The organism is Mycobacterium sp. 1482292.6 (genome assembly GCF_001672995.1).
Lineage (GTDB): Bacteria > Actinomycetota > Actinomycetes > Mycobacteriales > Mycobacteriaceae > Mycobacterium > Mycobacterium europaeum_A.
Genome location: NZ_LZKV01000215.1, coordinates 1 through 26839, shown reverse-complemented (window position 1 = coordinate 26839; position 26839 = coordinate 1). Strand labels below are relative to the sequence as shown.

The 26839-nt window shown below is 67.5% G+C and carries 25 protein-coding genes and 2 pseudogenes; 1 reads left to right on the top strand and 26 read right to left on the bottom strand.

Features of this window, described 5'->3' with window-relative positions:
• Window positions 1-57: 57 nt before the first annotated feature.
• The 26 genes and pseudogenes from nuoL to A5624_RS21635 all read right to left on the bottom strand — a co-directional run.
• A complete protein-coding gene (nuoL, locus tag A5624_RS21760) occupies window positions 58-1944 on the bottom strand; it encodes an NADH-quinone oxidoreductase subunit L (protein ID WP_066870860.1) in 1887 nt (628 codons plus the stop codon).
• Window positions 1945-1954: 10 nt separating this feature from the next.
• Window positions 1955-2254 carry an NADH-quinone oxidoreductase subunit NuoK gene (gene nuoK / locus A5624_RS21755; protein ID WP_007772892.1) on the bottom strand — a complete coding sequence of 100 codons (300 nt, stop codon included), beginning with the start codon at window positions 2252-2254 and terminating at the stop codon, window positions 1955-1957.
• Window positions 2251-3039, bottom strand: a complete 789-nt coding sequence (locus A5624_RS21750; protein ID WP_197507976.1) for an NADH-quinone oxidoreductase subunit J — start codon at window positions 3037-3039, stop codon at window positions 2251-2253. Before A5624_RS21750 ends, nuoK begins: the two co-directional genes overlap by 4 nt.
• 26 nt (window positions 3040-3065) lie before the next feature.
• Window positions 3066-3611 carry an NADH-quinone oxidoreductase subunit NuoI gene (gene nuoI, locus A5624_RS21745; RefSeq protein WP_066870854.1) on the bottom strand — a complete coding sequence of 182 codons (546 nt, stop codon included), beginning with the start codon at window positions 3609-3611 and terminating at the stop codon, window positions 3066-3068.
• Window positions 3604-4875, bottom strand: coding sequence for an NADH-quinone oxidoreductase subunit NuoH (gene nuoH, locus A5624_RS21740; protein WP_066871180.1), 1272 nt, complete (start codon window positions 4873-4875; stop codon window positions 3604-3606). The genes nuoI and nuoH overlap by 8 nt, the downstream gene beginning before the upstream one ends.
• A gap of 5 nt (window positions 4876-4880) precedes the next feature.
• On the bottom strand, window positions 4881-7295 hold the full coding sequence (locus tag A5624_RS21735) for an NADH-quinone oxidoreductase subunit G (RefSeq protein WP_066870851.1): 2415 nt from the start codon (window positions 7293-7295) through the stop codon (window positions 4881-4883).
• A 166-nt stretch (window positions 7296-7461) separates the two neighbouring features.
• On the bottom strand, window positions 7462-8802 hold the full coding sequence (gene nuoF, locus A5624_RS21730) for an NADH-quinone oxidoreductase subunit NuoF (protein WP_066870848.1): 1341 nt from the start codon (window positions 8800-8802) through the stop codon (window positions 7462-7464).
• A complete protein-coding gene (nuoE, locus tag A5624_RS21725) occupies window positions 8799-9557 on the bottom strand; it encodes an NADH-quinone oxidoreductase subunit NuoE (RefSeq protein WP_066870845.1) in 759 nt (252 codons plus the stop codon). The genes nuoF and nuoE overlap by 4 nt, the downstream gene beginning before the upstream one ends.
• Window positions 9554-10879, bottom strand: coding sequence for an NADH dehydrogenase (quinone) subunit D (nuoD, locus tag A5624_RS21720; protein WP_066870839.1), 1326 nt, complete (start codon window positions 10877-10879; stop codon window positions 9554-9556). Before nuoD ends, nuoE begins: the two co-directional genes overlap by 4 nt.
• A complete protein-coding gene (locus A5624_RS21715; protein ID WP_066870836.1) occupies window positions 10879-11586 on the bottom strand; it encodes an NADH-quinone oxidoreductase subunit C in 708 nt (235 codons plus the stop codon). Before A5624_RS21715 ends, nuoD begins: the two co-directional genes overlap by 1 nt.
• A complete protein-coding gene (locus A5624_RS21710) occupies window positions 11583-12137 on the bottom strand; it encodes an NADH-quinone oxidoreductase subunit B family protein (RefSeq protein WP_007772881.1) in 555 nt (184 codons plus the stop codon). Before A5624_RS21710 ends, A5624_RS21715 begins: the two co-directional genes overlap by 4 nt.
• 8 nt (window positions 12138-12145) lie before the next feature.
• Window positions 12146-12523, bottom strand: coding sequence for an NADH-quinone oxidoreductase subunit A (locus A5624_RS21705; protein ID WP_007772880.1), 378 nt, complete (start codon window positions 12521-12523; stop codon window positions 12146-12148).
• A gap of 375 nt (window positions 12524-12898) precedes the next feature.
• On the bottom strand, window positions 12899-13312 hold the full coding sequence (locus A5624_RS21700; protein ID WP_066870833.1) for a response regulator: 414 nt from the start codon (window positions 13310-13312) through the stop codon (window positions 12899-12901).
• 56 nt (window positions 13313-13368) lie between these two features.
• Window positions 13369-13905: a YceI family protein gene (locus tag A5624_RS21695; RefSeq protein ID WP_066871177.1), complete on the bottom strand. Its 537-nt coding sequence runs from the start codon at window positions 13903-13905 to the stop codon at window positions 13369-13371.
• A gap of 47 nt (window positions 13906-13952) precedes the next feature.
• On the bottom strand, window positions 13953-14375 hold the full coding sequence (locus A5624_RS21690; RefSeq protein WP_066870828.1) for a nuclear transport factor 2 family protein: 423 nt from the start codon (window positions 14373-14375) through the stop codon (window positions 13953-13955).
• 26 nt (window positions 14376-14401) lie between these two features.
• Complete coding sequence (locus A5624_RS21685) at window positions 14402-15787, bottom strand: phosphotransferase family protein (protein WP_066870825.1); 1386 nt, start codon at window positions 15785-15787, stop codon at window positions 14402-14404.
• Window positions 15787-17025, bottom strand: a complete 1239-nt coding sequence (locus tag A5624_RS21680) for an acyl-CoA dehydrogenase family protein (protein WP_066870822.1) — start codon at window positions 17023-17025, stop codon at window positions 15787-15789. Before A5624_RS21680 ends, A5624_RS21685 begins: the two co-directional genes overlap by 1 nt.
• A 24-nt stretch (window positions 17026-17049) precedes the next feature.
• A complete protein-coding gene (locus A5624_RS21675) occupies window positions 17050-17673 on the bottom strand; it encodes a TetR/AcrR family transcriptional regulator (protein WP_066870820.1) in 624 nt (207 codons plus the stop codon).
• Window positions 17674-17688: 15 nt separating this feature from the next.
• Window positions 17689-18582: a hydroxymethylglutaryl-CoA lyase gene (locus tag A5624_RS21670; RefSeq protein ID WP_066870817.1), complete on the bottom strand. Its 894-nt coding sequence runs from the start codon at window positions 18580-18582 to the stop codon at window positions 17689-17691.
• Window positions 18583-18634: 52 nt separating this feature from the next.
• Complete coding sequence (locus tag A5624_RS21665; protein WP_066870815.1) at window positions 18635-19840, bottom strand: CaiB/BaiF CoA-transferase family protein; 1206 nt, start codon at window positions 19838-19840, stop codon at window positions 18635-18637.
• Window positions 19837-21024 carry a S9 family peptidase gene (locus tag A5624_RS21660; protein WP_066870812.1) on the bottom strand — a complete coding sequence of 396 codons (1188 nt, stop codon included), beginning with the start codon at window positions 21022-21024 and terminating at the stop codon, window positions 19837-19839. The genes A5624_RS21665 and A5624_RS21660 overlap by 4 nt, the downstream gene beginning before the upstream one ends.
• A 51-nt stretch (window positions 21025-21075) precedes the next feature.
• A complete protein-coding gene (locus tag A5624_RS21655) occupies window positions 21076-22170 on the bottom strand; it encodes a homogentisate 1,2-dioxygenase (RefSeq protein WP_066870806.1) in 1095 nt (364 codons plus the stop codon).
• A gap of 171 nt (window positions 22171-22341) precedes the next feature.
• The gene (locus tag A5624_RS21650) at window positions 22342-23313 is read right to left on the bottom strand and encodes an NADPH:quinone oxidoreductase family protein (RefSeq protein WP_066870804.1); all 972 of its coding nucleotides are present in this window, start codon (window positions 23311-23313) and stop codon (window positions 22342-22344) included.
• A gap of 22 nt (window positions 23314-23335) precedes the next feature.
• On the bottom strand, window positions 23336-24334 hold the full coding sequence (locus tag A5624_RS21645; protein ID WP_066870801.1) for an acryloyl-CoA reductase: 999 nt from the start codon (window positions 24332-24334) through the stop codon (window positions 23336-23338).
• A 66-nt stretch (window positions 24335-24400) separates the two neighbouring features.
• On the bottom strand, window positions 24401-25606 hold the full coding sequence (locus A5624_RS21640; protein ID WP_066870799.1) for an acyl-CoA dehydrogenase family protein: 1206 nt from the start codon (window positions 25604-25606) through the stop codon (window positions 24401-24403).
• 31 nt (window positions 25607-25637) lie between these two features.
• Window positions 25638-26669: pseudogene (locus A5624_RS21635) on the bottom strand (acyl-CoA dehydrogenase family protein); the annotation flags it as partial.
• Here A5624_RS21635 and A5624_RS27695 point away from each other — a divergent pair.
• A pseudogene (locus A5624_RS27695) lies at window positions 26652-26839 on the top strand (acyl-CoA dehydrogenase family protein); the annotation flags it as partial. The pseudogenes A5624_RS21635 and A5624_RS27695 overlap by 18 nt on opposite strands.

The window sequence follows — 26839 nt, the reverse complement described above, 5'->3', positions numbered from 1 at the left end:
TCATCGCTTCGTCCCCCGCAAGCGGGAGGTGCCCCCGCTGCATCGTCGCCGGCGCGGTCACCACAACCGCACCGCCAGGATCAGCGCGACCACCAGCACGGCGCCCGTCAGCATCGACAATGCGTAGTTGCGGGCGAAGCCGGTTTGCAGCCCCCGCAGCCGATTTGAGGTCGAACTCACCAGCGCTGCCAGCCCGTTGACCGAGCCGTCGACACCCGCGTTGTCCACGTCGACGAGTGCCTTGGTCAGTTGTGCGCCGGGGCGCATGAACACCTCTTCGTTGACGGCATCGCCGTAGAAGTCGTTGCGGACCGCGGTAGTCAGGGCCGAGACCGAAAGCGGAGCCACCCGCGGGATCGGTGCCTTCGCATACAACCGGTAGGCCACCGCGATGCCGATGATCACGACGCCCAGCGCCAGCGCGGAGCTGACCCAGACCGGGTATGCGTGGGTGACCTCCTCGTGCTTTCCGACGACCGGCTCGAGCCAGCGCTGCAGGGTGCCACCCACCGCCAGCAGGCCACCGGAGAACACCGAGCCGACGGCGAGCAGGATCATCGGCCACGTCATCAGGCCGGGCGCCTCGTGGGGGTGGGCGCCCGGACCCCAGCGCTTCTTGCCGAAGAAGGTCATCAGCATCACGCGCGTCATGTAGAACGCGGTGACGCCGGCGCCCAGTAGCGCGGCGCCGCCCAGCACATACCCCTGCGTGCCACCGGAGGCCAGCGCCGCCTCGATGATGGCGTCCTTGGAGAAGTAGCCCGCGAAGGGCGGCACGCCGATGATCGCCAGGTAGCCCAGGCCGAAGGTGACGAACGTGATGGGCAGTGCCGCACGTAGACCGCCGTAGCGGCGCATGTCCTGTTCTTCGTGCATCGCGTGGATCACCGCGCCGGAGCCGAGGAACAAGCCGGCCTTGAAGAAGCCGTGGGTGAGCAGGTGCATGATCGCGAAGGCGTAGCCGGCCGGGCCGAGGCCGGCCGCCAGCACCATGTAGCCGATCTGGCTCATCGTCGACGCCGCCAGCGCCCGCTTGATGTCGTCCTTGGCGCACCCGATGAACGCCCCGAGTAGCAGCGTGACCGCGCCCACGATGACCACGGCCAGTCGCGCATCGGGCGACAGGTTGTACAGCGGGTTGGACCGCACGATCAGATACACCCCGGCGGTCACCATGGTGGCGGCGTGGATCAGCGCGGAGACCGGGGTGGGACCCTCCATGGCGTCACCGAGCCAGGCCTGCAGCGGAACTTGGGCGGATTTGGCGCACGCGCCCAGCAGCAACAGCAATCCCATGGCGGTCAGCGCGCCCCGACTGGCCGCCGGTGCGCCGGCGAAGACCCCGGCGTAGGACAGCGTGCCGAAAGTGCTGAACATCAAGAACATTCCCAGGGCCAGCCCGGCGTCGCCGACCCGGTTCATCACGAACGCCTTCTTGGCGGCGGTGGCCGCCGTCGGCTTGTGATACCAGAACCCGATCAGCAGGTAGGAGGCCAGGCCGACGCCTTCCCAACCGACGTAGAGCACCACGTAGTTGTCTGCGACGACCAACAGCAGCATCGACGCCAGGAACAGGTTGAGGTAGCCGAAAAACCTGCGGCGGTCGATGTCTTCGGCCATGTAGGCCACCGAATAGATGTGGATCAATGACCCGACGCCGGAGATCAACAGAACGAAACACACCGACAGCTGGTCGATTTGGAGTCCGAGATCCACCTGGAGCTGCCCGACGGGGATCCAGCTGAACACCTTCTGGTGGATGACGCGGTCATCGGCGGCGCGGCCGAGCAGCTCGCTCAGCAGGCTCAGGCCCACCCCGAAGGCCGCGAGGGCGGTGGCGCAGCCCAGCCAATGCCCCCACCGGTCGGTGCGTCGCCCGCCGAAGAGCAGGATCGCGGCGCCCGCCAATGGCAGCGCCACCAGCAACCAGGTGTATTGAGTCATGTTGGCGTCTTCAGCCTTTGAGTAGATTCGCGTCGTCGACGGACGCCGATTTGCGGGTACGGAAGATGGTCATGATGATGGCCAGGCCGATGACCACTTCGCAGGCTGCGACCACCATCGTGAAGAACGCGATCATCTGCCCGTCCAGGTGGCCGTGCATCCGCGCGAACGTGACGAACGCGAGGTTGACCGCGTTGAGCATCAGCTCCACGCACATGAACATCACAATGGCGTTGCGGCGCAACAACACCCCGGAGGCGCCGATGGTGAACAGCAGCGCCGAAAGATATAGGTAATTGGCCGGATTCACGACGTACCGCCTTGGGAGAGACTCGGGCTCGGCTCGGTGGACGGAGTCTTCTTGCCGTCGGCGCCGCGGCTTTGCAGTATCGGCGACACCGAAAGCTTCGAGTACGAGCCGTCCGGCAACAACGCGGCCACGTCCACCGCGTTGTGGCGGGCGTAGACGCCGGGGTTCGGCATCGGCGTGGGGTGTCCGCCCGGCCGGAAGCGTTCCTGGGAGAGCTCGCGCTGGGTCTTGCGGCGCTCGAAGCGTTCGCGGTGCGCCAGCACCATCGCCCCGACGGCCGCGGTGATCAGCAGCGCGCTGGTCAGCTCGAACGCCCACAGGTACCGCGAAAAGATCAGCGCCGCCAGCCCTTCCACGTTGCCGTTGGCGTTGGCGGTGGTCAGGCCGGCGAAACCGCCGGTGGCCACGTTGCCGATCACGGCGATGAGCAGGATGCCGAACCCGATACCGGCCGCCACCCCGGCGACGCGCTGACCGCGCAGCGTCTCCTGGAGCGATTCCGCGGAATCCACACCGATGAGCATCAGCACGAACAGGAACAGCATCATCACCGCGCCGGTGTAGACCACGACCTGCACCACACCCAAGAACAGCGCGTCCTGGATCATGTAGAAGATCGCCAGGATGATCATGGTCATCGCCAAGAACATCGCCGAATACACGGCGTTGACGGCGGTGACCACCCCGATCGCGCCGAGCACGGCCAGCACGCCCAGCACCCAGAAGGCGACCGCTTCGCCGGTGGAGGTTCGGACGATGGTGTCGTGGGCAAAACTGGACGCCACGACGACTGCGTGGCCGGTCAATCCGGTCACCGGGAGTCTCCGGCCTGCTCGATCTCTCGCAACCCGTGCGCGGTCACATTGCCCTGGTAGTAATCCTTGTCGGTGGCGCCGGCGGTCCTCGGGTGGGGCGGCGCGAGCATGTCCTGCAGCAGCGGCGCCAGCAGCCGGTCCTTCTCGTAGATCAGGTCGGCGCGGTTGTCGTCGGCCATCTCGTAGTCATTGGTCATCGTCAGCGCCCGGGTCGGGCAGGCCTCGATGCACAGGCCGCAGCCGATGCAGCGCAGATAGTTGATCTGGTAGACCCGGCCATAGCGTTCGCCGGGCGAATACCTGAGTTCCTCGGTGTTGTCCGCGCCCTCGACGTAGATCGCGTCGGCCGGGCAGGCCCAGGCGCACAGTTCGCACCCGATGCACTTCTCCAGCCCGTCGGGGTAGCGGTTGAGCTGGTGGCGGCCGTGATAGCGCGGCTTGACGGGGCCCGGTTTCTCCGGATACTCCTCGGTGACATTCTTTTTGAACATCGATCCGAACGTCACGCCGAATCCGGCCACGGCGTCCAAAAACTTAGCCACGTGCTTCCTCCTTGCTCGCAGCCGCCAAAGACTTCTGGGTTTTCGCCGGCAGCGGCGGTGTCGGGAATACCGGCGCGGGGATCGCTGCGGCCGGGAGCTTCTTCGCCTCGCGGCGCAGCTGTTTCTCCAGCGCGCGAATACCCGGCGCGCTGAACGGCTTTCGCAGCAACAGCACGAGCGCCGTGGCGAACACGATGCTGCTGGCCACCAGTATCGGGGTCCAGTGCGCGTAGCCCTGGTTCTGCAGCGTGCGGATCACAGCGGCGATTAGCACCCAGACCAGCGAGGCCGGGATCAGCAGCTTCCAGCCCAGCCCCATGAACTGGTCATAGCGCAGCCGGGGCAGCGAGGCCCGCAGCCAGAAGTAGACGAACAGGAAGGTCCACATCTTCGCGGTGAACCACAGCACCGGCCACCATCCGGTGTTGGCGCCCGCCCACATGTTCAGCGGCCACGGCGCGTGCCAGCCACCGAAGAACAGGACAGTGGCCAGCGACGAGACCGTCATCATGTTGACGTACTCGGCCAGCATGAACATCGCGAACTTCAGCGACGAGTATTCCGTGTGGAATCCCGCGACCAGCTCGCCCTCGGCCTCGGGCAAATCGAAAGGCGCCCGGTTGGTTTCACCGACCATCGAGATGAGGTAGATCACGAACGACGGCAGCAGCAGGAACACGTACCAGACCCGGTCCTGCGCGGCGACGATCTGCGACGTCGACATGGAGCCCGCGTAGAGGAAGACCGCCGCGAACGACAGCCCCATCGCCACCTCGTAGGAGATCACCTGGGCGGTGGAGCGCACCCCGCCCAGCAGCGGGTAGGTGGACCCGGAAGCCCAACCGCCCAGGACGATTCCGTACACGCCGATCGCCGACAGGCCGAGGATGAACAGCACGGCGACCGGCAGGTCGGTCAGCTGCAACGGCGTGCGGTGGCCGAACACCGACACCACCGGACCGAACGGGATGAACGCGAAGGCGGTGAACGCCGGGATCGTGGAGATGACCGGCGCCGCGAAGTAGACGAACTTGTCGACGCCACCCGGGGTGATGGTTTCCTTGAGCGCCAACTTGATTCCGTCGGCCAGGCTCTGCAGTACCCCCCACGGGCCCGCCCGGTTGGGGCCGGGTCGCAGCTGCATCCAGCCCAGGATTTTGCGTTCGAGCAGGATCGCCACCAGAACGTTCAGCATGAGGAACACGAAGATCGCCAGTGCCTTGCCGAGCACCAACCACCAGGTGTCGTGCCCGAATGCGGTCAACCCGGTCATGAGCCCACTCCGATCTTGACTGTGCTGCCGACCGACACGCCGAGTCGGCGGTGCACCGCCGAGCCGGGCGAGTTCACCGGCAGCCACACCACCCGGTCGGGCATGTCGGTGATCACCAGCGGCAGGCTGATGGATCCGTGCGACGTGCTGACCGTGACCGCGTCGCCGTCGGCGGCGCCGATCTCGGCGGCCGTATCGGCCGACAGCCGGGCGAAGGGCTTGCGCGCGGTGCCCGCCAGATGCGGCTCGCCGTCCTGCATGCGGCCGTTGTCCAGCAACGCCCGCCAGCCGGCCAGTACCGCCTCACCGGCGCCGGGCTGGGCGGGTTGCGGGGCGGCGACGTCCGGGTTCGCGGCACGCTTGCCGTCCCAATTTCGCAGCGCTGCAAGCTCTTCGCGGGCCGTCTCGACGCTGGACATCCCGAGGTAGACGCCCAGCTCGTCGGCCAGCGTGTCGAGCACCTGGTGGTCGGATTGCCTGGCGTCCTGAGTCGTCCGCAGCGCGGCCTCGAACGGCCGGAAGCGGCCCTCCCAGTTGACGAATGCGCCGGCCTTCTGCGTCACCGGCGCGACGGGGAAGACGACGTCGGCGCGTTCGGTGACGGCGCTGTGCCGCAGCTCCAGGCTGACGACGAAGCCGACACCGTCCAGCGCCGCCAGTACCGCGGCCGGATCGGCGAAGTCGTCGGGCTCGACACCGCCGACCAGCAGCGCGCCCAGCGTTCCGTCGGTGGCGGCGGTCAGGATCGCGTCGGCGTCACGCCCCCTGCCGGACGGCAATTCGGACACGTGCCATGCCTGGGCGATCTGCGCCCGGGCGGTCTCGTCGTCGACCGGGCGGCCTCCGGGCAGCAGCCCGGGCAGCGCACCGGCCTCCAGCGCGCCCCGCTCCCCGGCGCGCCGCGGCACCCAGGCAAGGCGGGCGCCGGTGGTGTCGGCGAGCCGGGCCGCGGCCGACAACCCGCCCGGCACCGAGGCAAGCCGTTCGCCGACCATGATGACCGCGCCCGGGGTGGAGAGCAGGTCGCCCACCTCGCCGGTGGCCAACCCGTCCAGCGCCGTAGCTTCGGCACCCGGAACGGTTTTGATCAGCCGCCCGGACATCTTGGTCAGCGCGCGGGTGGCGAACGGCGCGATCGCGTAGACCGGCAACCCGTGCTTGCGGGCCGCCTTGCGCAACCGCAGGAACACGATGGGTGACTCGTCTTCGGGCTCGAAGCCGGCCAGCACGACGACCGGCGCCGATTCCAGATCGGCGTAGCTGACGGTGATCGGTTTGCCCGCGATCCGGGCGGCCAGGAAGTCGGCCTCCTCGGCCGAACTTGGGCGGGCGCGAAAGTCGATATCGTTGGTGTCCAACACGATTCGCGCGAACTTGGAGTAGGCGTAGGCGTCCTCCAAGGTTGCCCTGCCGCCGACGAGCACCCCGGTGCGGCCACGCGCGGCCTCGAGGCCCCTGGTCGCGACGGCGATCGCGTGCGACCACGAGGCCGGTTGCAGCGAGCCGTCGGCGTCGCGGATCAGGGGAGTGGTGAGCACGTCGGGCTGCGTTGCGTAGGTGAACGCCCACCGGCCCTTGTCGCAGTTCCACTCCTCGTTGACTTCGGGATCGTCACCGGCCAGCCGGCGCAGCACCTTGCCGCGGCGGTGGTCGGTGCGCTGGGCGCATCCGGAAGCGCAGTGCTCGCAGACGCTGGGGCTGGACACCAAGTCGAAGGGCCGGGCCCGGAACCGATACGAGCTTCCGGTCAGCGCGCCCACCGGGCAGATTTGCACGGTGTTGCCCGAGAAATAGGACTCGAACGGTTCGTTGGCGTAGATGCCGACCTGCTGCAGGGCGCCCCGTTCCTGCATGTCGATGAAGATGTCGCCGGCGATCTGCTCGGAGAACCGCGTGCAGCGCGCGCACAGGATGCAGCGCTCGCGGTCCAGCAGAACCTGCGAGGAGATGTTGATCGGCTTGGCGAAGGTGCGTTTGACGTCGGTGAAGCGAGAATCGCTGCGGCCGTTGGACATTGCCTGATTCTGTAGCGGGCACTCGCCGCCCTTGTCGCACATCGGGCAGTCCAGCGGGTGGTTGATCAGCAGCAGCTCCATCACGCCGTGCTGGGCCTTGTCGGCGGCCTCCGACGTCAGCTGGGTGCGCACCACCATGTCGTCGGTGGCGACCGTGGTGCACGAGGCCATCGGCTTGCGCTGGCCCTCGACCTCGACCAGGCACTGCCGGCACGCGCCGACCGGTTCCAGCAGCGGGTGGTCGCAGAACCGCGGGATCTGGATGCCCATCAACTCGGCGGCCCGGATCACCAAAGTTCCCTTGGGGACGCTGATCTCGTTGCCGTCGATGGTCAGCGTCACCATGTCCGGCGGACGGACCTCGTCACCGGTCTCGGTCTTGGCCGCACTAGTCATGAGCGCCGCTCCTCTTCATCGCTTCGCTCTGCATCGTCGCCATCGCGGGTCATGAGCGCCGCTCCTCTTCATCGCTTCGCTCTGCATCGTCGCCGTCGCGGGTCATGAGCGCCGTTCCTCTTCATCGCTTCGCTCTGCATCGTCGCCGTCGCGGATCATCCGGGCCTCAAGCCTTTCCGTTCGGCGTCAGCATGGAGTCTCGGGGGTCGAAGGGGCATCCGCCGCCCTCGACGTGCGCGACGTACTCGTCACGGAAGAACTTGATCGACGACATCACCGGGCTGGCGGCACCATCACCCAAGGCGCAGAACGACTTTCCGAGAATGGTGTCGGAGATGTCGAGCAGCTTGCCAATGTCGTCGCTGGTGCCCTTGCCGGTTTCCAGCCGCTCGTAGATCTGGTCCAGCCAGAACGTGCCCTCGCGGCACGGCGTGCATTTTCCGCAGGATTCGTGCTTGTAGAAGTACGTCCAGCGCCGCACGGCGCGAACCACGCAGGTGGTCTCGTCGAAGATCTCGAGCGCCTTGGTGCCCAGCATCGAGCCGACCCCGCCGACGCCCTCGTAGTCCAGCGGCACGTCGAGGTGCTCGTCGGTCAGCAGTGGGGTCGACGAGCCGCCGGGTGTCCAGAACTTCAGCCGGTGCCCGGCGCGCACGCCGCCGGCGTAGGCGAGCAACTCCCGCAACGTGATTCCCAGCGGGGCCTCGTACTGGCCGGGGCGGGTGACGTGACCGGACAGCGAATACAGCGTGAAGCCCGGGGACTTCTCGCTGCCCATCGAACGGAACCAGTCCACGCCGTTGCCGATGATCGACGGCACGCTGGCGATGGTCTCGACGTTGTTGATCACGGTGGGGCAGCCGTACAGCCCGGCGACGGCGGGAAACGGCGGGCGCAGCCGCGGCTGGCCGCGACGGCCCTCCAGGGAGTCCAGCAGCGCGGTTTCCTCACCGCAGATGTAGGCGCCGGCGCCGGCGTGCACCACCAGTTCGAGGTCGAAGCCGGAGCCGTTGATGTCGCGGCCCAGGTAGCCCGCGGCGTAGGCCTCGGCCACCGCGTTCTGCAGGCGGCGCAGCACCGGCAGCACCTCCCCGCGCACGTAGATGAACGCGTGGCTGGCCCGGATCGCGTAGGCGGCGATGATGACACCCTCGACGAGGACGTGCGGTGTCGCCAGCATCAGCGGAATGTCTTTGCACGTCCCGGGTTCCGACTCGTCGGCGTTGACGACCAAGTAATGCGGTTTGGCCGCCGCCCCGGTGTCGCCCTGCGGGATGAACGACCACTTCGTGCCCGTCGAGAAGCCCGCGCCGCCGCGCCCGCGCAGCCCGGAGTCCTTTACCAGCCCGATCACCTCGTCGGGCTCCATCGCCAGGGCCTTCTTCATCGCCTCGTATCCACCGTGGCGGTGATAGGTCTGCAGGGTCCAGGACTCGGGATCGTCCCAGAAGCGGCTGATGACCGGAGTGAGCGGCGTCGCCTGCGAGGTGTCCGAAGTCGTTGTCATTGCTGGCCTTCCGGCGCGCCGGGCGCCTCCATGCCGAGTTCCTTGGCTACCTTCAGGCCGGCTAGGGTCGCGGCACCGGCGCCGCCCTGGCCTTGGTCGGGACGCTCGTCGGGTAGGCCGGCCAGGATGCGCGAAGTTTCGCGGAAGACGCACAGCGGCGCTCCGCGAGTGGGCTGCTTGGGCTCGCCGGCGCGCAGCGAGTCGACGAGTTCGCGCGCCGAGTCCGGCGCCTGGTTGTCGAAGAATTCCCAGTTGACCATCACCACCGGCGCGTAATCGCAGGCGGCGTTGCACTCGATGTGTTGCAAGGTGACCGACCCGTCGGCGGTGGTCTCATCGTTGCCGACGCCCAGGTGTTCTTTCAGGGCGTCGAAGATGGCGTCGCCACCCATGATGGCGCACAACGTGTTTGTGCAGACACCGACGAGATAATCGCCGGTGGGACCCCGGCGATACATGGTGTAAAAGCTGGCCACCGCGGACACTTCCGCCCCCGTGAGACCCAGTTGCTCACCGCAGAACTCCAGCCCCGCCGGCGTCAGGTAGGAATCCTCCGCCTGCACCAGGTGCAGCAGCGGCAGCAGCGCCGAGCGCTTGTTGGGGTAGCGCCCCATGATCTCCTTGGCGTCGACCTCCAGCCGCGCCCGCACCTCGGGTGGATACGTCTTGGGCGCTCCCTCGACGACGAACGCGTTGGGCTCGTCGGGCGGTGGGCCGAGCCGGATGAAGACCGGCTGTCCCTGCGGCCCGGTCACCGATCCACCCCGCCCATGACCGGGTCGATGCTGGCGACCGCGGTGATCAGATCGGCGACCATGCCGCCTTCGCACATCGCCGCCACCGACTGCAGATTAGTGAAGGAGGGGTCTCGATAGTGCACCCGATAGGGCCGGGTGCCGCCGTCACTGACCATGTGCACGCCCAGCTCCCCGCGCGGCGACTCGACTGCCGTGTAGACCTGGCCCGCGGGAACCCTGATGCCCTCGGTGACCAGTTTGAAGTGGTGGATCAGCGCTTCCATCGAGCCGCCCATGATCTTGGCGATGTGCTCCTGCGAGTTGCCCATGCCGTCGGGGCCCACCTTCAGGTCGGCCGGCCAGGCGATCTTGCGGTCCTCGACCATGGTCGGGCCGGGCTTCAGCTTGTCCAGACACTGCTCGACGATCTTGATCGACTCCCACATCTCGTTGACGCGAATCATGTAGCGCCCGTAAGCATCACACGTGTCTTCGGTGATCACGTCGAATTCGTAGTTTTCATATCCGCAGTACGGCTCGCTCTTGCGCAGATCGTGGGGCAGCCCGGTGGCACGCAGAATGGGTCCGGTGATGCCCAGCGCGATGCACCCGGTCAGATCCAAATAACCGACGTCCTGGGTGCGGGCCTTCCAGATGGCGTTCTCGTTGAGCAGACCGCTCATTTCGCGCAGCACCTGCTTGAGCCCCTTGAGGCCCTCGACGATCTCGGTCTCCGCGTTGGGCGGCAAGTCCTGTGCCACACCACCGGGCCGGACGTAGGCGCTGTTCATCCGCAGGCCGGTGATCGATTCGAACAGGGTCAGCACGATCTCGCGCCCCCGGAAGCCGACGAACATCGGGGTCATGGCACCCAGCTCCATGCCGCCGGTGGCCAAGGCCACCAGATGCGACGAGATCCGGTTGAGCTCCATCATCATCACCCGGATGACGTTGACCCGCTCCGGTATCTGGTCGGTGATGCCGAGCAGCTTCTCCACGCCCAGGCAGTAGGCCGTCTCGTTGAAAAACGGTGCGAGGTAATCCATCCGGGTCACGAACGTGACGCCTTGGGTCCAGTAGCGGTATTCGAGGTTCTTTTCGATGCCGGTGTGCAGATACCCGATGCCGCAACGGGCGTCGGTCACCGTCTCGCCCTCGATCTCGAGGATCAGCCGCAGCACCCCGTGGGTGGACGGATGCTGGGGGCCCATGTTGACGATGATGCGTTCGCCGGGGTCGGCGCCGCGGGCGGCTTCGACGACCTTGTCCCAGTCCTGACCGCCGGCGACCACGAACTTCTCGCCGGCGCCGTCGTGCGTCGCTTCGGTGGTAGTGCTCATCAGTTGTACGCTCTCCGCTCGTCGGGCGGGGGTATTTGTGCGCCTTTGTATTCGACGGGAATCCCGCCGAGGGGGTAGTCCTTGCGCTGGGGGTGTCCGTGCCAGTCGTCGGGCATCTCGATGCGGGTCAACGACGGATGTCCGTCGAAGATGATGCCGAAGAAGTCGTAGGTCTCCCGCTCGTGCCAGTCGGTGGTCGGATAGATCCCGAACAGCGAGGGGATGTGCGGATCACTATCGGGCGCAGACACTTCCAGGCGGACACGCCGGTTGTGCGTGATCGACTGCAGCGGGTACACCGCGTGCAGTTCGCGACCCGTCTCGTGCGGGTAATGCACCCCGCTGACGCCCAGGCACATTTCGAAGCGCAGTTGGGGGTCGTCCCGCAGCCGATGAGCGACCTGCACCAGCGCGTCGCGGCGGACGTGCAGGGTGAGCTCGTCGCGGTACACCACGACTTTCTCGATGGCGTCGGTGAATTCGACGTTGTCCTGGTTCAACGCCGCGGCCAGGCCGTCGACCACCTCGTCGAAATAACCGCCGTAGGGCCGCGGGCTGCTGCCCGGCAGCACCACCTCGCGCACCAGCCGTCCGTAACCGGACGTGTCGCCCGTGCCCTTGGCGCCGAACATGCCGCGGCGCACGTCGATTACCTCTTCGTCGGCGCCGCTGATCGCTTGCTTGGGATCTTGGTCCGGCGTGCTCATCGCAGCAGTCCGCGCATCTCGATCGTGGGCCGCGCCGACAGCGCCGCCTGCTCGGCCTCGGCGATGGCGGTCTCCCGGTTGACGCCCAGCGGCATCTCCTGAATCTTCTCGTGCAGCTTCAGGATTGCGTACAGCAGCATCTCCGGTCGCGGTGGGCAGCCGGGCAGGTAGATGTCCACCGGAACGACGTGGTCGACGCCCTGCACCACCGCGTAGTTGTTGAACATTCCGCCGGACGACGCGCAGACGCCCATGGCCAGCACCCATTTCGGTTCAGCCATCTGGTCATAGATCTGCCGCAGGACGGGGGCCATCTTCTGGCTGACCCGCCCGGCGACGATCATCAGATCGGCCTGGCGTGGGGTGGCCGAGAAGCGCTCCATGCCGAACCGGGCGATGTCGAATCGTGGCCCGGCCGTTGCCATCATCTCGATGGCGCAGCAGGCCAACCCGAATGTCGCCGGCCACAGTGAGTTCTTGCGGACGTAGCCCGCAACCTTCTCGACTGTGGACAGCAGGATCCCGCCGGGCAGCTGTTCCTCAAGACCCACGTCTTACCTCAATCCCACGTCAGGCCGCCGCGGCGCCACACGTAGGCGTAGGCCACGAAAACCGTCAGCATGAAAATCACCATTTCGACCAGAGCGAAAGTGCCCAGCGCGTCATAGCTGACAGCCCAGGGATACAGGAACACGATTTCGATGTCGAAGACGATGAAGAGCATCGCGGTGAGGTAGTACTTCACCGGAAAGCGCTGCCCGGCCGTCGCATGCGGGCCGCTCACCGATGTCTCGGTGGGTTCGATTCCACACTCGTAGGCCGACATCTTCGACTTGTTGAACCGTGACGGGCCGGCCAGGCTCGCGATCGCCACCGAGCCCACGGCAAAGGCGGTGGCGATGGCGCCTAGCACCAGGATGGGTATGTAGACGTTCAACTCGCTCCATGATCCGTCGTACGAGCCGCCTGCAGCGGCCAGGCGGTAACCGGGCTGCTGTGACGAACTGGGTCGCAAGCCCGCCACAGTGATTTACAACATAGCGTCGCGGCGTGCAGTGCGCTTGTCCGGGGTGGGCATTTTGCAGTATTGGCGGTGCCACGCAGCGCTGTGCTGCGCAAACTCGATAGCCGGTGAAACCAACGCCCGTCGCCGGACGCGATCCGCCACATCGGCTAGGCGGGGAGCACCAGCAAAGGCGCTGCTGCGCCGATCGCTGCGGCGCTAAAGATCAACGGCGTCGCCAGGGCGGACAGGCCCGCATTCGGTGGCGCGAAAACAGTGGTCGCAGCAAAGCCGCGACGCGGACTGGAGTCAGCTAACCGGTGCCCGCAGCAGGTTGAGCACCGTGCGTCCCAGCACGATCGGGTCGATGGGGTGGGGCACCGCGCCCTCGGCGCGCGACCAGGAGGCCAACCACGCGTCGTCGGGCCGCCCGGTCAGCACGACCAGGGGCGGGCAGTTCTCGAGTTCGTCTTTGAGCTGCTTTGCGATTCCCATCCCGCCGGTCGGAGTGGCCTCGCCGTCCAGGATGGCCAAGTCGATGCCGCCCTTGTCCATCGTCGCCACCACCATCGGCCCGGTCGCCACCTCGACATAGCTGAGCTCGGGCAGATCGGGGTGCAGCTGCTTGCCCAGCGCCCGCATCACCCGTTCGCGGGTTTGGACGTTGCTGCTGTAGACGAGGATCCGCAGGGCGACGCTGGACTGGGGGGTGGAGTCGGGCACGGTGCAGATGCTACTGGTGTCGCACCCGGTTGGGCGGGAGTGCCCGCAGAAATCCTTTACTGCGATGCCCGCACGAAGATGGCGTCCGCGGCGACGGTTGCCGTGGAGCTCATCATGCCGAGGCGGTTCCAACCCAGGTCGAACCGGTCGCGATCGAGCTTGGTTTCGCCGGTGATTCGGATCGAGCCGTCCTCCAGCTCGGAGATCGTGACCGGCAGCGTCACCTCCTCGGTGACGCCCTTGATGGTGAAGGTCGCCCGAAGGTCGGCGGCCTTGCCCTTCGTCGGGTGCACCGCGGTCACCACGACGCTGATCTCAGCGAAGCGGTCGACGTCGAAGAAGTCGGCCGAGCGCAGGTGTGTGTCTCGACGGCCGATGCCGGTGTCCAGTGAGGCGGTCCGGATGTCGACGCGGCCGAAAACCGCTCCGTTGCCGCTCAGTTGGCCGTCGCCGGTGAAGTCGGTGAAGCGGCCCTTGACGTTCAGCAGGCCCCACATGTTGCGGATCTTGAACGTGATGGCCGAGCGATCCCGCACCAGGTTCCACGCGCCGGCCATGTCGGGATCGTGAAGCAGTGTCTCCAAAGTCGTCATCGTCACCCCAAGTGTCGTCACCCGCAAGTGTCGTGGCGAATCTAGCGCTAGTTCAGCAACGGCGCGATCCCTGCGGGATCGAAATATTCGTCGATGCGCTCGATCAGGCCGTCGGTGCCCACCCTGATCACGATGCAGACCCGCAGCGAGATCGACTGTCCGGCATGCCCGGTGGCGTGCAAGATGTGCTGCTGGACGAAGCCCCGCGCGGATCCCTGCGAAGAATCCGCGAAGACCTGCCGGTCGAGGATTTCGTAGCGACGCTGCGTGGTGGCGCCGATGAACCACTCGATGACCCGCATCGCGCGGGCCTTGTCGTCCGCTGTGAGTGGGCCGCGGCGCGAGCCGACGCGCCATACCGCGATGTCGTCGCTCCACATCGCGTCGACCGCGTCGACGTCGCCGCGTTCGATCGCCGTGAACAGGCGGTTGGCCGCATCGATGACCGTCTCGGCGCTGGAAGCGGGCATGCCTGGCTCCTCTGTCGCTCGCGGGGCTATTCGCTGTCGTATCCGGGGTGCGCGACGGCCAATCGGCGTCGTACCAGGGTGCGCAGGCACGCGGTGACCCGGTCCGCTTGGTCGTCCAACTCGCCGGAGCGTATCGCGGCGGCCAGCTGTTCTTCGTCGGCGAAGCCCAGGTCGGCCAGTGCCGCGCGGGATTGGGCCGCGCTGTCGTCGAGCAGTTCGCGTTCGACGATGCGCAGCGCGTTGGCGGCGACGCGGGCGTGGAAGTTGACCTGCCCCTCGGTCGCCCCGCGCACGTCGTTCTCCAGGAATTCGGCGACCGCGGCGACGAGTTCGGCGGCCCGCGGGCGGCCGAACGGGCCGGTCACGGCTGCGCCCGGCCCCGATCGCCCGCCTCCTCCTCGCGCCACCGCGCGGCGCGCATCGTCGGCGGGCGCGAGCAGGTTGAGCAGGTCCCACTCGGTCTCGCACACCCGGCGGCCGATGGTGGCCAACTCGACCGAGCGACGTTGCCCGCTCAGGTGCCGCTCGGCCTGGAAGCGGCAGATGACGCCCCAGCGCAGGGTGGCCAGCACCAGCCACCAGTGAAACGCCACCCGGTCGACGGTAGTCGCGCTGGCCTGCTCGTAGGCCCGTAGGAAGCTTTCGATGCTGCCCAAGCCGCCGGCGCCGAGGCCGGCCGGAGCGCCGAATCGCCAGGCCCGGATGCAGAACCAGGCCAGGTCTTCGTAGGCCTCCCCGACGTGCACGAGTTCCCAGTCCAGCACCGCGGCAAGGTTTGACCCGTCGACGATCAGGTTGCCCATCCGAAAATCGCCGTGTACCAACACCGCCGGCGACGGTGGGGGACGGTGAGCGGTCAGCCAGCGAAACCCCCACTCGAAGGTTGCGGTGGTGTCGCCCATGTCGTCGAGACGTTGCCGCCATTCGGCGAGTTGATCCTCGTGGGTCAGATCCGGGACGTCTGGGTCGGCGCGGTGAATGGCGGCCGCCGCTTGCGCGCACTGCTGCAGCAATTGCGCGCGGGCCGCCTGCCCGTCGGCGCGCTCCAGCTGACGCTGGATGCGCCGCACGATGGTCTCGCCCTTGATCTCGTCACAGATCAGGAACGGATTGCCCAGTGCGGCGGGCGAATTGTCGGCGATCAACACGTGGGGGACCGGCGCGCCGGCGGCGCGTGCGGCGGCCTGCGTCCTGGCTTCCAGCTCCATCCCGGCATGCACATCGTCGGGTGGGCCGGTGCGCAGAATCAGTGCGCGACGCTGCGCGCCGGTGACGGCCTCGAACGCCCAGGTGGTCCTGCTGGCGCCACCGGTCAACGCCCGCAGATTCACGACCGCGGTGTCGGCGCCAAGGGCCGCCGAGAGCACCCCGGCCAGTTTGGTGCCCAGCTCCGCTGACTCGACGCTGTCCATCACTTCTTGCCGAATTTGAACAGCCGCTGCGCCACCCGGCGGATTTGTATTTCCTCGGCGCCTTCGGTGATCCGGTAGCGACGGTGGTGGCGGTAGATGTGTTCGAACGGCTCGTGGCGGCTGTAGCCGAGGCCGCCGAAGATCTGCATGGCGCGGTCGGCGGCGTCGCACACCAGGCGGTTGGCGCGGTAGTTCGCCATCGACACCTTGTCCGAGACCTCCATGTGGTGGTCGCGGTCGAGATGCCAGGCGGCGTAGTGCACCAGCAGCCGCACCATCTGCGCTTCGGTCGCCAACTCGGCCAGCGGCCACTGGACCGCTTGGTTGGCCGACAGCGGCTTGCCGAACACCGTTCGGGCGCCGGCGTATTCGGCGGCCCGGTCGATGCAGTATTGCGCCGCGCCCAGGCTGCTGGCAGCTTGCCGAATTCGATTCTCGTGCAAGAAGGTTTGGGCGACTTCCAGTCCGCGGTCCACCTCACCGAGCACCGCATCGGCGGGAATCCGCACATCGGTGAGCTCGACCTCGCCGTGGTCGGTCGGCATGTTGAACGTCCACCAGTAGTAGGGGACGTTGAATCCGGGGGTGTCCGTCGGCACCAGAAACGCGGTGATGCCCCGGGCGCTGCCGGGCTCACCGGAGGTGCGGGCGAAGACCAGGTCGTGGGTCGCGCGGTGGACCCCCGTGTTGAACCGCTTGGAGCCGTTGATCACCCAGCTGTCGCCGTCGCGTTCGGCGTGCGTTTCCAGCCAGGTGGCATCCGAACCGTGCTTGGGTTCGGTCAGCCCGAAGGCCATGGACCGCTCCCCGGTGATCAACGCCTCCGACCACACCTTGCGCTGCTCGTCGGTGCCGAACCGCTCCATCATGATCACCTGCGGGAAGTTGCCGACAATCGACGACTCGTTCTGCAGGTCGTTGTGCAGGCCAAGGCCCTTGTGCGCCAGGTGCTCCCGGATGATCGCCATGTCGACGTTGCTGCCGTCGCGGCCGCCCAGCGAGGCGGGCAGTCCGTAGCGCAGCCAGCCTGCCTTATCGGCTCGTCGGCGCATCTCGGAGAGCAGGTCCTCCCACTCGCGCGTCGGGATCCCGTCGTTGTCCCAGTCGGTGCGCGCATGCTCGCGGCGCTGGTCGAAGTACTGGATGTTCTCACGTTCCAGCGGCTTGATCTCGGTCTCGATGAACTCGTCCATCTCGGCGAGCACGCCCGGGAGGTGTTCTGGCAGGGTGAAATCCACGGTTATCTCCTCGCGGTTCTCGCGTTACGCACCATAGAGAGTCTTCTTCCACACCGTCGACAGCGTGGCGATCGCGTCCTCGTCGCTGATCTCCATGCCGAGACCCGACTGCCCGACGAAGACGGTGGTGAAGTTCTCGAACAACAGCGCGATGGCCGCCGCCGTGTGTTGCGGGTTGAGCTCGGCGCCGTAGCCCTGCTCCTGCGCACGCCACACCGATGCCGCCACGATGTCCACGCCGAAGCGGCGAAACTCGTTCTGCACGGCCGCAAACCGCTGCTGGGTGGCGGCCAGCTGGGCGACCGCGATCATGATGCCGATGTTCTGTTTGAACATGTTCCAGTAGCCGGTGACCACCGAGGTGAAGAAGGCGTCGTCGTCGGGCGAGTCCGGCAGGTGAACGCTCAGCCCCGACGGCGTCACCACCTCGTGCAGGAACGACTCCGCGAGTCCGGCCAGCAGGTCTTCCTTGTCGGCGAAGTATCGGTAGAAGACCGCCGGTGATTTGCCCGCGGCCGAGGTGATGTCGGCCAGGGTGGTGCCGTGAAAGCCCCGTTCGGCAAACAGTTTACGGGCGGCCTGTTCGATGGCCTGCCTGGTCTGGCGACCTTTGGCGGTCAGCTCGCGGGCTGCCTCCGGGGCGGACATTCAGTTCCCCCGCACTTACTGTCGCTTTCGGTCGCCGGCCCGCAACAGGGCGCTCGGCAGGTCGTGTCCGACCAGCGATTTCGCCACGTCGGCGGCGGCGATGGCGGCGTGCAGGTCGACGTCGACGTCGATGCCGCTGTCGCCCAACAGGTACACCAGATCCTCGGTGGCGATGTTGCCGGTGGCGCCCGGCGCGAAGGGGCAGCCGCCCAGCCCGCCGACCGAGGAGTCCAGCCGGGTCACCCCGGAGTTGACCGCGGCGTAGGCGCTGGCCAGCCCGGAGCCGCGGGTGTTGTGGAAGTGTCCGCCCAGCGGCAGGTCGCCGATCACCGGACGTAGTTGCGCGATAAGCGAACTCACCCGGCCCGGGGTGGTGGTGCCGATGGTGTCGGCGATGGACAGGCGGTCGGCGCCGCGCTCGCGGGCGGCCGCCGCGATCTCGAGCACCCGCTGGGACGGGGTGGGGCCTTCGAAGGGTGAGTCCCAGGCGGTGGCGATGACGACTTCGACGGTGACATTGCTGCCATGGGCGATGGCGACGATCTCGTCGATCGCCTCGGTGGCCTCGGCGCTGCTGCGTCCGACGTTGGCCTTGCTGAAGGTGTCGTCGGCGGCCACCACGTATTCGATGGAGCGCAACCCGGCGGCGACGGCCCGCTTGGCGCCGTTGGGACTGGCCACCAGGGCCGAGAATTCGATGTCGGGATAGTCGTGCAGATGGGCGGCCAACTCGGCGGCATCGGCCATCGACGGCACCTTCGTCGGGGAGACGAACGCAGTGACCTCGACCTCGCGGACCCCGGTCGCCGCCACCGCGGCCAGCAGTTCCAGCTTGGCCGACAACGGGATTGGCGTTTCGATCTGCAGACCGTCGCGCAGGGCCACCTCGCGGATGTCGACGTGAGTCATCGGCGCAGCTCCTCCTCATCGCTCCGCTCTGCATCGTCGCCGGCGCGGGCGGTCATAGCACCTCCTCGGAGCGCAGCTCCGCGAGCTCCTCGGCCGTCTTGCCCAGCAACCCGATGAAGACGTCGTCATTGTGCTGGCCCGGACGGGCTGGCCCGGCGTGGCGCAGGCGGCCGGGCGATTCCGAGAGCACCGGCACGATGCCCGGGCCCAGCACGTTGCGCTGCAGCCGCTCGTCGTAGTGCTCGATCAACATGTCGCGGGCGCGCAGCTGCGGGTCGTTGACCACCTCGGCGACGGTGTTGATCGGACCGGCGATCACCCCTGCGGCGGACAGGGTTTCGATGATGTCAGCGGGCCGGCGTTGCGCCGCCCAGGCGCCGATGATGTTGTCGAGTTCGTCCTGGTTGCGGCCACGCGCGACGTGGGTGGCGAACCGGTCGTCGGTGGCCAGCTCCGGGCGGCACATCGCCTTGCACAGCCGGGCGAACACGGTGTCCTGGTTGGCGGCGATCACCACCCACGAACCGTCGGCGCTGCGGTAGATGTTCGAGGGCGCGATGCCGTCGAGCCGGGTGCCCGACGGTCCACGCACCACTCCGCCGACATCATAGTCGGGAATGGTGGATTCCTGTACGGCCAAACATGATTCGGTCAATGCGACGTCGACCACCTGGCCGCGCCCGGTGACACTGCGCCGGTACAGCGCGGCCAGCGCGCCCTGCGCGCCGAACATGCCGGCCAGGCTGTCACCGAGCGAGAGCGCCAGGCGGGGCGGCGGCCCGCCGGGGAAACCGTTGAGGTGCCGCAGTCCGCTGGCCGCTTCGGCGACCGAGGCGTAGCCGGCCTTGGTGGCATCGGGTCCGGTCTGCCCGTAGCCCGACACCCGCACCAGGATGATCCCCGGATTGCGCTCGCTGAGGACGTCGTAGCCCAGGCTCCATTTTTCCAGCGTGCCGGGGCGAAAGTTCTCCACCACGATGTCGGATTTCTCGACAAGGTCGCAGAACAGCTCGCGCCCGCGGGGGTGGCGCAAGTCCAGGGTGATCGCCTTCTTGTTGCGCGCGTGCACCGTCCAGAAGACGTGTTGGCCGTCGAGTTCGGCCTGGCCCCAGGTGCGTAGCGGGTCCGGGGCTTTGGGCAGTTCCACCTTGATCACGTCGGCGCCCATGTCGGCGAGAAGTCGCCCGGCGAAGGGACCGGCGATCAGGGTGCCCAGTTCGAGCACCCGAATGCCGTCCAGGGGGCCGGTCACCGTCATTCGGCGCTCGCGAAGTCGTGCCGCACCAGCCAGTCGGTGACGATGGTGACGGCGGCCCGCAGCGCGTCGCGCTGGTCGGGTCCGGCGTAATAGTGTGTGGCGCCGGGGATTTCGTGCATTTCCTTGTCCTCATGTCCGATCGCCTGGAACAGCCGCCGGGTATGGCTGGGCGTGCAGGCGTCATCCGCAAGATTACCGATCACCAGCGCCGGGATCGCGATATCGGGCCCGCAGGCCACCGCGTCGCCGCGCGCGTCGTCATAGCTCCACTGCGACAGCCAGCCGCGCAGGGTGCAGAACCGGGCCAGTCCGACGGGGCTCATGTTCACCACCTGAGGATCCCCCAGATAGCAGGTGCCCGGGGCGCGTTCGTTGGGATCGACGGTCGGGTCCAGCCAGCGCGGGTCCGCCATGGTGCCGTGCACGACGAAGCCGAACTCGTCGTCGGGCCGCCCGGCTGCAGCCAGCTCGGCCAGCTTGTCCCTGACCCATGCGGTGATGCGGCGGTTGCGGTCGATCTGCGCCTGCCGGTAGCGATCCAGAAATTCTTGGCTGTAAGGCGGCTGATTGGGGTTGTCGGGGTTGTACAGGTCCAGTTCGGGATCGCGCTTGGTGGGGTCGGATTCGTCGAGGATGGATGCGTCCAGCCATTCGGTCAGCGTGCCGTGCCGGCTGATGTGCGCGGCGAGCAGCATGATGCCGTCGGCGGCGGGCAGGTCGAGTCTGGTGAGGTTGGGGCCGTCGCCGGTCGGGCTGGACGTGATGGTCGGATTCTGCGCCTGCTGCTGATAGAACACCGACAGCGACCCGCCGCCACTCCATCCGGCCAGCACCACCTTGGCGTAGCCCAGCCGCTTTTTGGCGTCCTTGATGCACTCGCCGAGATCCTCGACCACCTTCTCCATCAGCAGCGCCGAGTCGGTGCCGCGGAAGCGGCTGTTGCAATAGATGACGTGATGGCCGGCGCGGGCCAGCGCGTTGATCATCGGCAGGTAGGCCCCGCCGCCGATGGGATGCATGAACACCAGCACGGTGTCCGACGGCCTGTCCTTCGGCTTGAGCAGGTAACTCTCCAACACGGTGATCTCGGCCAGGCCGCCGTAGACGTCGCGGACCCCGGAATTGTTATGAAACGCAACGAGATAGGGGATCCGGTCGTACTCGTGTTTCACAGCCGTTTTCATTGACGCCGCTCCTCATCACTTCGTTCTGCATCGTCGCCGGCGTGCCTCATGTCAGTGTTGTCCTAGGTCGTGGGCCAGTACTTCGGCCGACGGGGTCAGCCGCCGCCGGGTGTCGATGGCGATCACCTGCCAGTCGACGCGGGAGTAGTCGTCGAATTTGCGCCGCGCCCGTTCTCGGGCCTTTTCGGGTGCGCCGTGGTGAACCCCTTGTGGCGCATGCGAAATCAAGCCCGGCGGCATCGGGATGCCGTACAGCGAGCCGCCGTGGAAGAAGGCGATCTCGTCGTAGTCGACGTTGCGGTGATACCACGGGGTGCGTTCGGTGCCCGGAATCCCCTCGGCGGGCTTGGGCAGGAAGTTCATCACGTAGACGCCGGTGGCCTGCATGAAAAGGTGCACGGTCGGCGGCAGGTGCACGCTGTCGGAGGTGATCACGTTGTAGTCGGCGATGTTGAAGGTGAACGCGAAGTTGTCGCCACGCCAGCCCTCGACGTCCAGCGGATTGTGTTGGTAGAACAGCGTTGTCGGGCCGCCCTCATGGATGAGCCGGACCTCGAACTCGCCGTCGGTTGCGTCAGGGTCGGCCGGTGCCGGCTCCGGGATGACGACCTGCGACGGGTCGAACGGGAAGTGGCGGCCCAGCGCGCCCGGCGGCGGCACCCGGAACTCGTCGGTGGCCTCGATCATCAGCATGGTCGTCGCGCTGTCGGGGAGCTGGCGCCAGGTGCAGGACTTCGGGATGTACAGCCAGTCACCCTCCCGGTAGCGCAGCGGGCCGAATTCGGTCTCGGCCAGGCCGCTGCCCCGGTGAACGAAGCACAGCAGGTCGCCGTCGACATGACGGACGAAGAACGGCATCGGCTCGAGACGTCGGCTCAACAGGATTCGACAGTCGTCGTTGCTGAACATCAGCAGCGGCCCACCGCCGGCTTCGGTGGCGTCGCTGGGCTTGAGCTCGCTGGACAGCACGTCGATGGGCCGCAGCGGCCCGACCGACCGATAGGCGGTGGGATCGTGGCGCCGGTAGAGATTGGCGGTGCGGCCGGTGAATCCGCCCCGGCCCAACTCGTCGTCCTTGAGGCCGTCGAGGTCGGCATGCAGGCGGCGCGGTGTTCGGCCTTTTCGCAGGTGCACAAAAGATTCCACGGACGGCTCCTCCGACGGGGGACCAGCTCGCTGCCGATCAGGAGTGCAAAACTGAAAGTGACATTACTTTCTCTTTTTGGGCGACACAAGTGCCGTGGCGCGAGCCACAACGCCACTGACGGTCGACCCACCTGTGCCGAAACCGCCGTGGCCAATGACCAGATGCGGCGCCTAACTGCGGACGCGCAGCACGACCTTTCCCTTGGCGCTGCGGTTCTCCAGGGAGGCGACCGCGGTGGCGGCCTGCTCCAGCGGGTAGGCCACCGGCTCGGGCGGGGCCAACTCCCCGGAGGTGAGCAACCGTTCGAGTCCGGCCCATTGCTCGGCCAGCGCGCCCGGATGCGTCCCGGCCCACGCGCCCCAGCCCACGCCGACCACGTCAACGTTGTTGAGTAGCAACCGATTTACCTTCACTGTGGGAATCTCACCGCCGGTGAACCCGACCACCAGCAGCCGCCCGCCGGGGGCCAGCGACCGCAGCGAATCGGTGAATCGGTCGCCGCCGACCGGGTCGACGACGATGTCGACGCCACGTCCGTGGGTCAACTCCTTGACCGCGTCCTTGAAACCGTCGGCCAGCACCACATCCGTCGCGCCGGCCGCCGTGGCGATGTCGGCCTTGTCCTGCGTGCTGACCACGGCGATGGTGCGTGACGCGCCCAGCGCCGGCGCCAGCCGCAGCGCCGAAGTTCCGATGCCGCCGGCCGCGCCGTGCACCAGAACCGTCTCGCCACGCTGCAGCCGACCCCGCACGGTCAGCGCGAAGTACACCGTCAAGTCGTTGAACAGCAGGCCGGCGCCCGCCTCGAAGCTCACATTGTCGGGCAGCTTGAACACCCGATCCGGAGCCAACACCGCGACCTCGGCCATGCCGCCGGACAGCATCGTCAGCCCGACGACCCGGTCGCCGGCGCTCACGTTCGCGCCCTCGGGTGCCGACCGGACCACGCCGGCGATCTCGGCGCCGAGCACGAACGGCAACTCCGGGCGGTACTGGTAGAGGCCGCGGGTGAGCAGGGCGTCCGGGAAGGCCACCCCGGCGGCGTGCACGTCGACGACGACCCCGTCGCCCGACGGTTCGTCGATGTCGGTCAGCTCGACCGCGTCCGGACCATCGAGTCGAGTCACCTGTACCGCGCGCATGCCACCAGAGCCTACTGGCCGCTCAGAAGCCGCCGGCCACCCGCACTACGGCCCGGCCGGAGAACTTGCCGGCGCGCACCTGGTCGATCACGCCGACGACATCTTTCACGTCGACGTCGCTGACCAGCGCGTCCAGGTGGCGTGGCCGCAACGAGTCGCCGAGCCGGGCCCACAATTCGCGGCGCGCGCCGATCGGCATCAGCACCGAGTCCATGCCCAGCAGTGCGACGCCACGCAGGATGAAGGGCAACACCGTGGTGTGCAGCGCCGGACCGCCGGTGAGGCCGCTGGCCGCCACGGCGCCGCCGTAGTCGACGGTGCTGAGCACGTCGGCCAGCGTCGCGCCGCCCACGCAGTCGACCCCGCCCGCCCAGCGTGCCTTGCCGAGCGGCCGCGGCTTGGCGTCGGGGTCGGCGGGCAGCCGCCCGATAACCTCCACCGCGCCAAGGTTTTTCAGCCGGCCGGCGGCCTCGGCCTTACCGGTGGAGGCGACCACCTGGTAGCCGGCGGTCGCCAGCAGGTCGACGCTGACCGAGCCGACTCCGCCGGTGGCCCCGGTGACGACGATGGGACCGGCGTCGGGCGCGATGCCCCAGTCGATCAGGGCCTGCACGCTCATCGCGGCGGTGAAGCCCGCGGTCCCGATCGCGGCGCCCTCGTGTGGACTCAACGCGCCGAGCGCGACCACCTGGTCGGCCGGCAACCGCGCATATTCGGCGTAGCCGCCGTGGTGGCCGGTGCCGATCGCGTACCCGTGGGCCAGCACCTGGTCACCGACCGCGAAGTCGGCCGACGTCGACTCCACCACCTCGCCGGTCAGGTCGATGCCCGGCACCACCGGGTAGTCGCGCACCACACCGCCTCCCGGCGTCAGCGCCAGGGCGTCTTTGTAGTTGACGCTGGAATACAGGACCCGGACGGTCACTTCGCCGGGCGGCAGATCATCCGGGCGAAGGGTTTCGACCGACGCGGTTATCCGGTCGCCATCTTGACGCGCCACGAGCGCGTGAAAAGTGTCCATGCCTTGACCTAACCTCACCGCAGAGCAAAGCGACACTGCCCGATTCCGCCGAGTGGCGTACCTGAGTTACTTGAGCTCGGACGAAGACAGTCCCAGCAGCCGGCGAGCGACCACCAACTGCTGGATCTGCTGCGTGCCCTCGAAGATGTCCAAGATCTTCGAGTCGCGCGCCCATTTCTCCAGCAGCGTCTGCTCGGAATAGCCTGTGGTGCCTGCCAATTCGACGGTCTTGAGCGTGACGTCGGTGGCCATCCGGCCGGCCTTCGCCTTGCTCATCGACGCTTCTTTGGAGTTGGGGATCTTGTTGTCGGCCTGCCATGCCGCCCGCAGCGACAGCAGGTAGGCGGCCTCCCAGTCGGCTTCCATCCGGATGAACTCGGCCGCGGCGGCGCTCTGGACGTGCGAGGGCTTGTCGTAGGAGATCTCGACACCGGCCTCGGTGAGGATCTTGCGAATCTCCTCCAAGGCGGCGCGGCCGACGCCGACGGCCATGGCCGCGACGATGGGCCGGGTGTTGTCGAAGGTCTCCATTACCCCGGAAAAGCCCTTGCCCACCTCGATTTCGGGGTTGCCGAGCAAGTTTTCCTTCGGGATGCGGGCGTTGTCGAACCGGATGACCGCGGTGTCGGAACCCTTGATCCCGAGCTTGTGCTCGAGCCGTTCGACCGTGACACCGGGATGCTCACGCGGCACGACGAACGACTTGATCGCCGCGCGGCCCTGCGCCTTGTCGAGCGTCGCCCACACCACGATGTGGGTGGCGCGCGAGCCGGCCGTGACGAAGATTTTCTCGCCGTTGATCACGTATTCGTCGCCGTCCAGGGTGGCGGTGGTCGACACCGCCGCGGAGTCCGAGCCGAAGCCGGGTTCGGTGATGGCCATCGCCGCCCACACCTTGCCCAGTCGTTGCAGCTGTTCCTCGTTTGCGACGGCGGAGATCGCGGCGTTGCCCAGGCCCTGGTAGGGGACCGACAGCATCATCGCGAGATCGCCCCAGCTGGCTTCCAGGGTTTGCAGCAGCGCCGCCATGTTGGCGCCGTTGTGGTTCTTGTCGCGTTCTTCGTCCTCGCCGCCCAGCGCGTTGGCTCCGGCGAATTCGATTGACTCCGAGGCCCCTTCGAACAGGCTGAACAGGGTGTCGAGCTCGACGGGGTACGCGTGCTCTTTGAGGTCGTACTTGCGGGCGATCGGCCGCATCAACTCGGCGGCGCCCTGATGGGTCTTGGTCGTCACCGCTTGCATCTTGCGGGGAAGTTCCAGATTGATTGCCATGATTGAACTTTCACTCGAATGGGTTAACGACTTAGATGACGACGACGCCCTCGGCCACACCGATGGCCCGCAGGTCGCGGTACCAGCGTTCGACGGGGTGCTCTTTCGTGTAGCCGTGGCCGCCCAGCAGCTGGACGCCGTCCAGGCCGATCTGCATGCCCTTGTCCGCGCCGAGCCGCTTGGCCAGCGCCGCCTCGCGGACGAACGGCAGGCCTTGCTCGGCGCGCGCCGCGCCGCGCCAGGTGATCAGCCGCAGACCGTCCAATTCGATGGCGATGTTGGCGCACATGAAGGCCACCGCTTGCCGGTGGGCGATCGGCTCACCGAAGGCGTGGCGCTCCTTGACGTACGGGACGACGTAGTCGAGCACCGCGTGCGAGGTGCCGACGGTCAGCGCCGCCCAGCCGAGCCGGGACAGCGCGATCGCCTCGGAGTAGTCCTCGTCGGTGGCCTCGTCCTCGCCGAGCCGGGCGCTGCGCGGCACCGTCACCCCGGAGAGTTCGACGTGGCCCAGTGCCGCCGCGCGAATCCCCATACTCGGATCCGGTTTTACGCTAAGGCCTTTGGTTGAGGATTCGACGATGAACAGGGCCGGCTTGCCATCCAGCTGCGCGCCGACGATGAAGAGCTCGGCATCGGCCGCGGCCGGCACCAACGACTTCACCCCGTCGAGACGGTATCCGCTCGGGGTGCGCACCGCGGTGGTCTTGAGCCGGGTGGGGTCGAAGAGCGGTTGTGGCTCGGCGATGGCCACGCAGGCCTGCGGCACGTTCTCGCCGGCGAACTCGGGCAGGTAGGTGGCCTGCTGATCGGCGCTGCCCCAATGGGTCAGCGCGGAGGCCACGCCTCCCGGCGCCAGCAGCGGCAGCGCCAGGCCCATGTCGCCGTAGGCCAGCGCCTCGGCAACCAGCACGTTGGTCACGCTGGACCGGTGCGCGGCGATGCCGTCGAAGTCCTCGGGGATGTTGATCGCGGTGATGCCCAGCTCGGCGGCCTTGGCGATCAACTCGGGCGGGTAGGTGGCCGCCTCGTCGGCGTCGTGTGCGGCGGGCCGACCCGGCTCAAGTCCAGCGGCAAGGACTACTTCGATCTGACGCCGGACGACGAACAGAAGATGATCGTCGAGACCCTCGACGAGTTCGCCGAGGAAGTGCTGCGGCCCGCCGCACACGACGCCGACGAGGCGGCCACCTACCCGCCCGAGTTGATCGCCAAGGCCGCCGAGCTGGGCAT

Coding starts and splice junctions, on each gene's coding strand:
- nuoL (WP_066870860.1), bottom strand. CDS start 1,944: ATGACTCAATACACCTGGTTGCTGGTGGCGCTGCCATTGGCGGGCGCC.
- A5624_RS21735 (WP_066870851.1), bottom strand. CDS start 7,295: ATGACTAGTGCGGCCAAGACCGAGACCGGTGACGAGGTCCGTCCGCCG.
- nuoF (WP_066870848.1), bottom strand. CDS start 8,802: ATGACAACGACTTCGGACACCTCGCAGGCGACGCCGCTCACTCCGGTC.
- nuoD (WP_066870839.1), bottom strand. CDS start 10,879: ATGAGCACTACCACCGAAGCGACGCACGACGGCGCCGGCGAGAAGTTC.
- A5624_RS21715 (WP_066870836.1), bottom strand. CDS start 11,586: ATGAGCACGCCGGACCAAGATCCCAAGCAAGCGATCAGCGGCGCCGAC.
- A5624_RS21695 (WP_066871177.1), bottom strand. CDS start 13,905: ATGACGACTTTGGAGACACTGCTTCACGATCCCGACATGGCCGGCGCG.
- A5624_RS21690 (WP_066870828.1), bottom strand. CDS start 14,375: ATGCCCGCTTCCAGCGCCGAGACGGTCATCGATGCGGCCAACCGCCTG.
- A5624_RS21685 (WP_066870825.1), bottom strand. CDS start 15,787: ATGGACAGCGTCGAGTCAGCGGAGCTGGGCACCAAACTGGCCGGGGTG.
- A5624_RS21675 (WP_066870820.1), bottom strand. CDS start 17,673: ATGTCCGCCCCGGAGGCAGCCCGCGAGCTGACCGCCAAAGGTCGCCAG.
- A5624_RS21670 (WP_066870817.1), bottom strand. CDS start 18,582: ATGACTCACGTCGACATCCGCGAGGTGGCCCTGCGCGACGGTCTGCAG.
- A5624_RS21665 (WP_066870815.1), bottom strand. CDS start 19,840: ATGACGGTGACCGGCCCCCTGGACGGCATTCGGGTGCTCGAACTGGGC.
- A5624_RS21660 (WP_066870812.1), bottom strand. CDS start 21,024: ATGAAAACGGCTGTGAAACACGAGTACGACCGGATCCCCTATCTCGTT.
- A5624_RS21650 (WP_066870804.1), bottom strand. CDS start 23,313: ATGCGCGCGGTACAGGTGACTCGACTCGATGGTCCGGACGCGGTCGAG.
- A5624_RS21645 (WP_066870801.1), bottom strand. CDS start 24,334: ATGGACACTTTTCACGCGCTCGTGGCGCGTCAAGATGGCGACCGGATA.
- A5624_RS21640 (WP_066870799.1), bottom strand. CDS start 25,606: ATGGCAATCAATCTGGAACTTCCCCGCAAGATGCAAGCGGTGACGACC.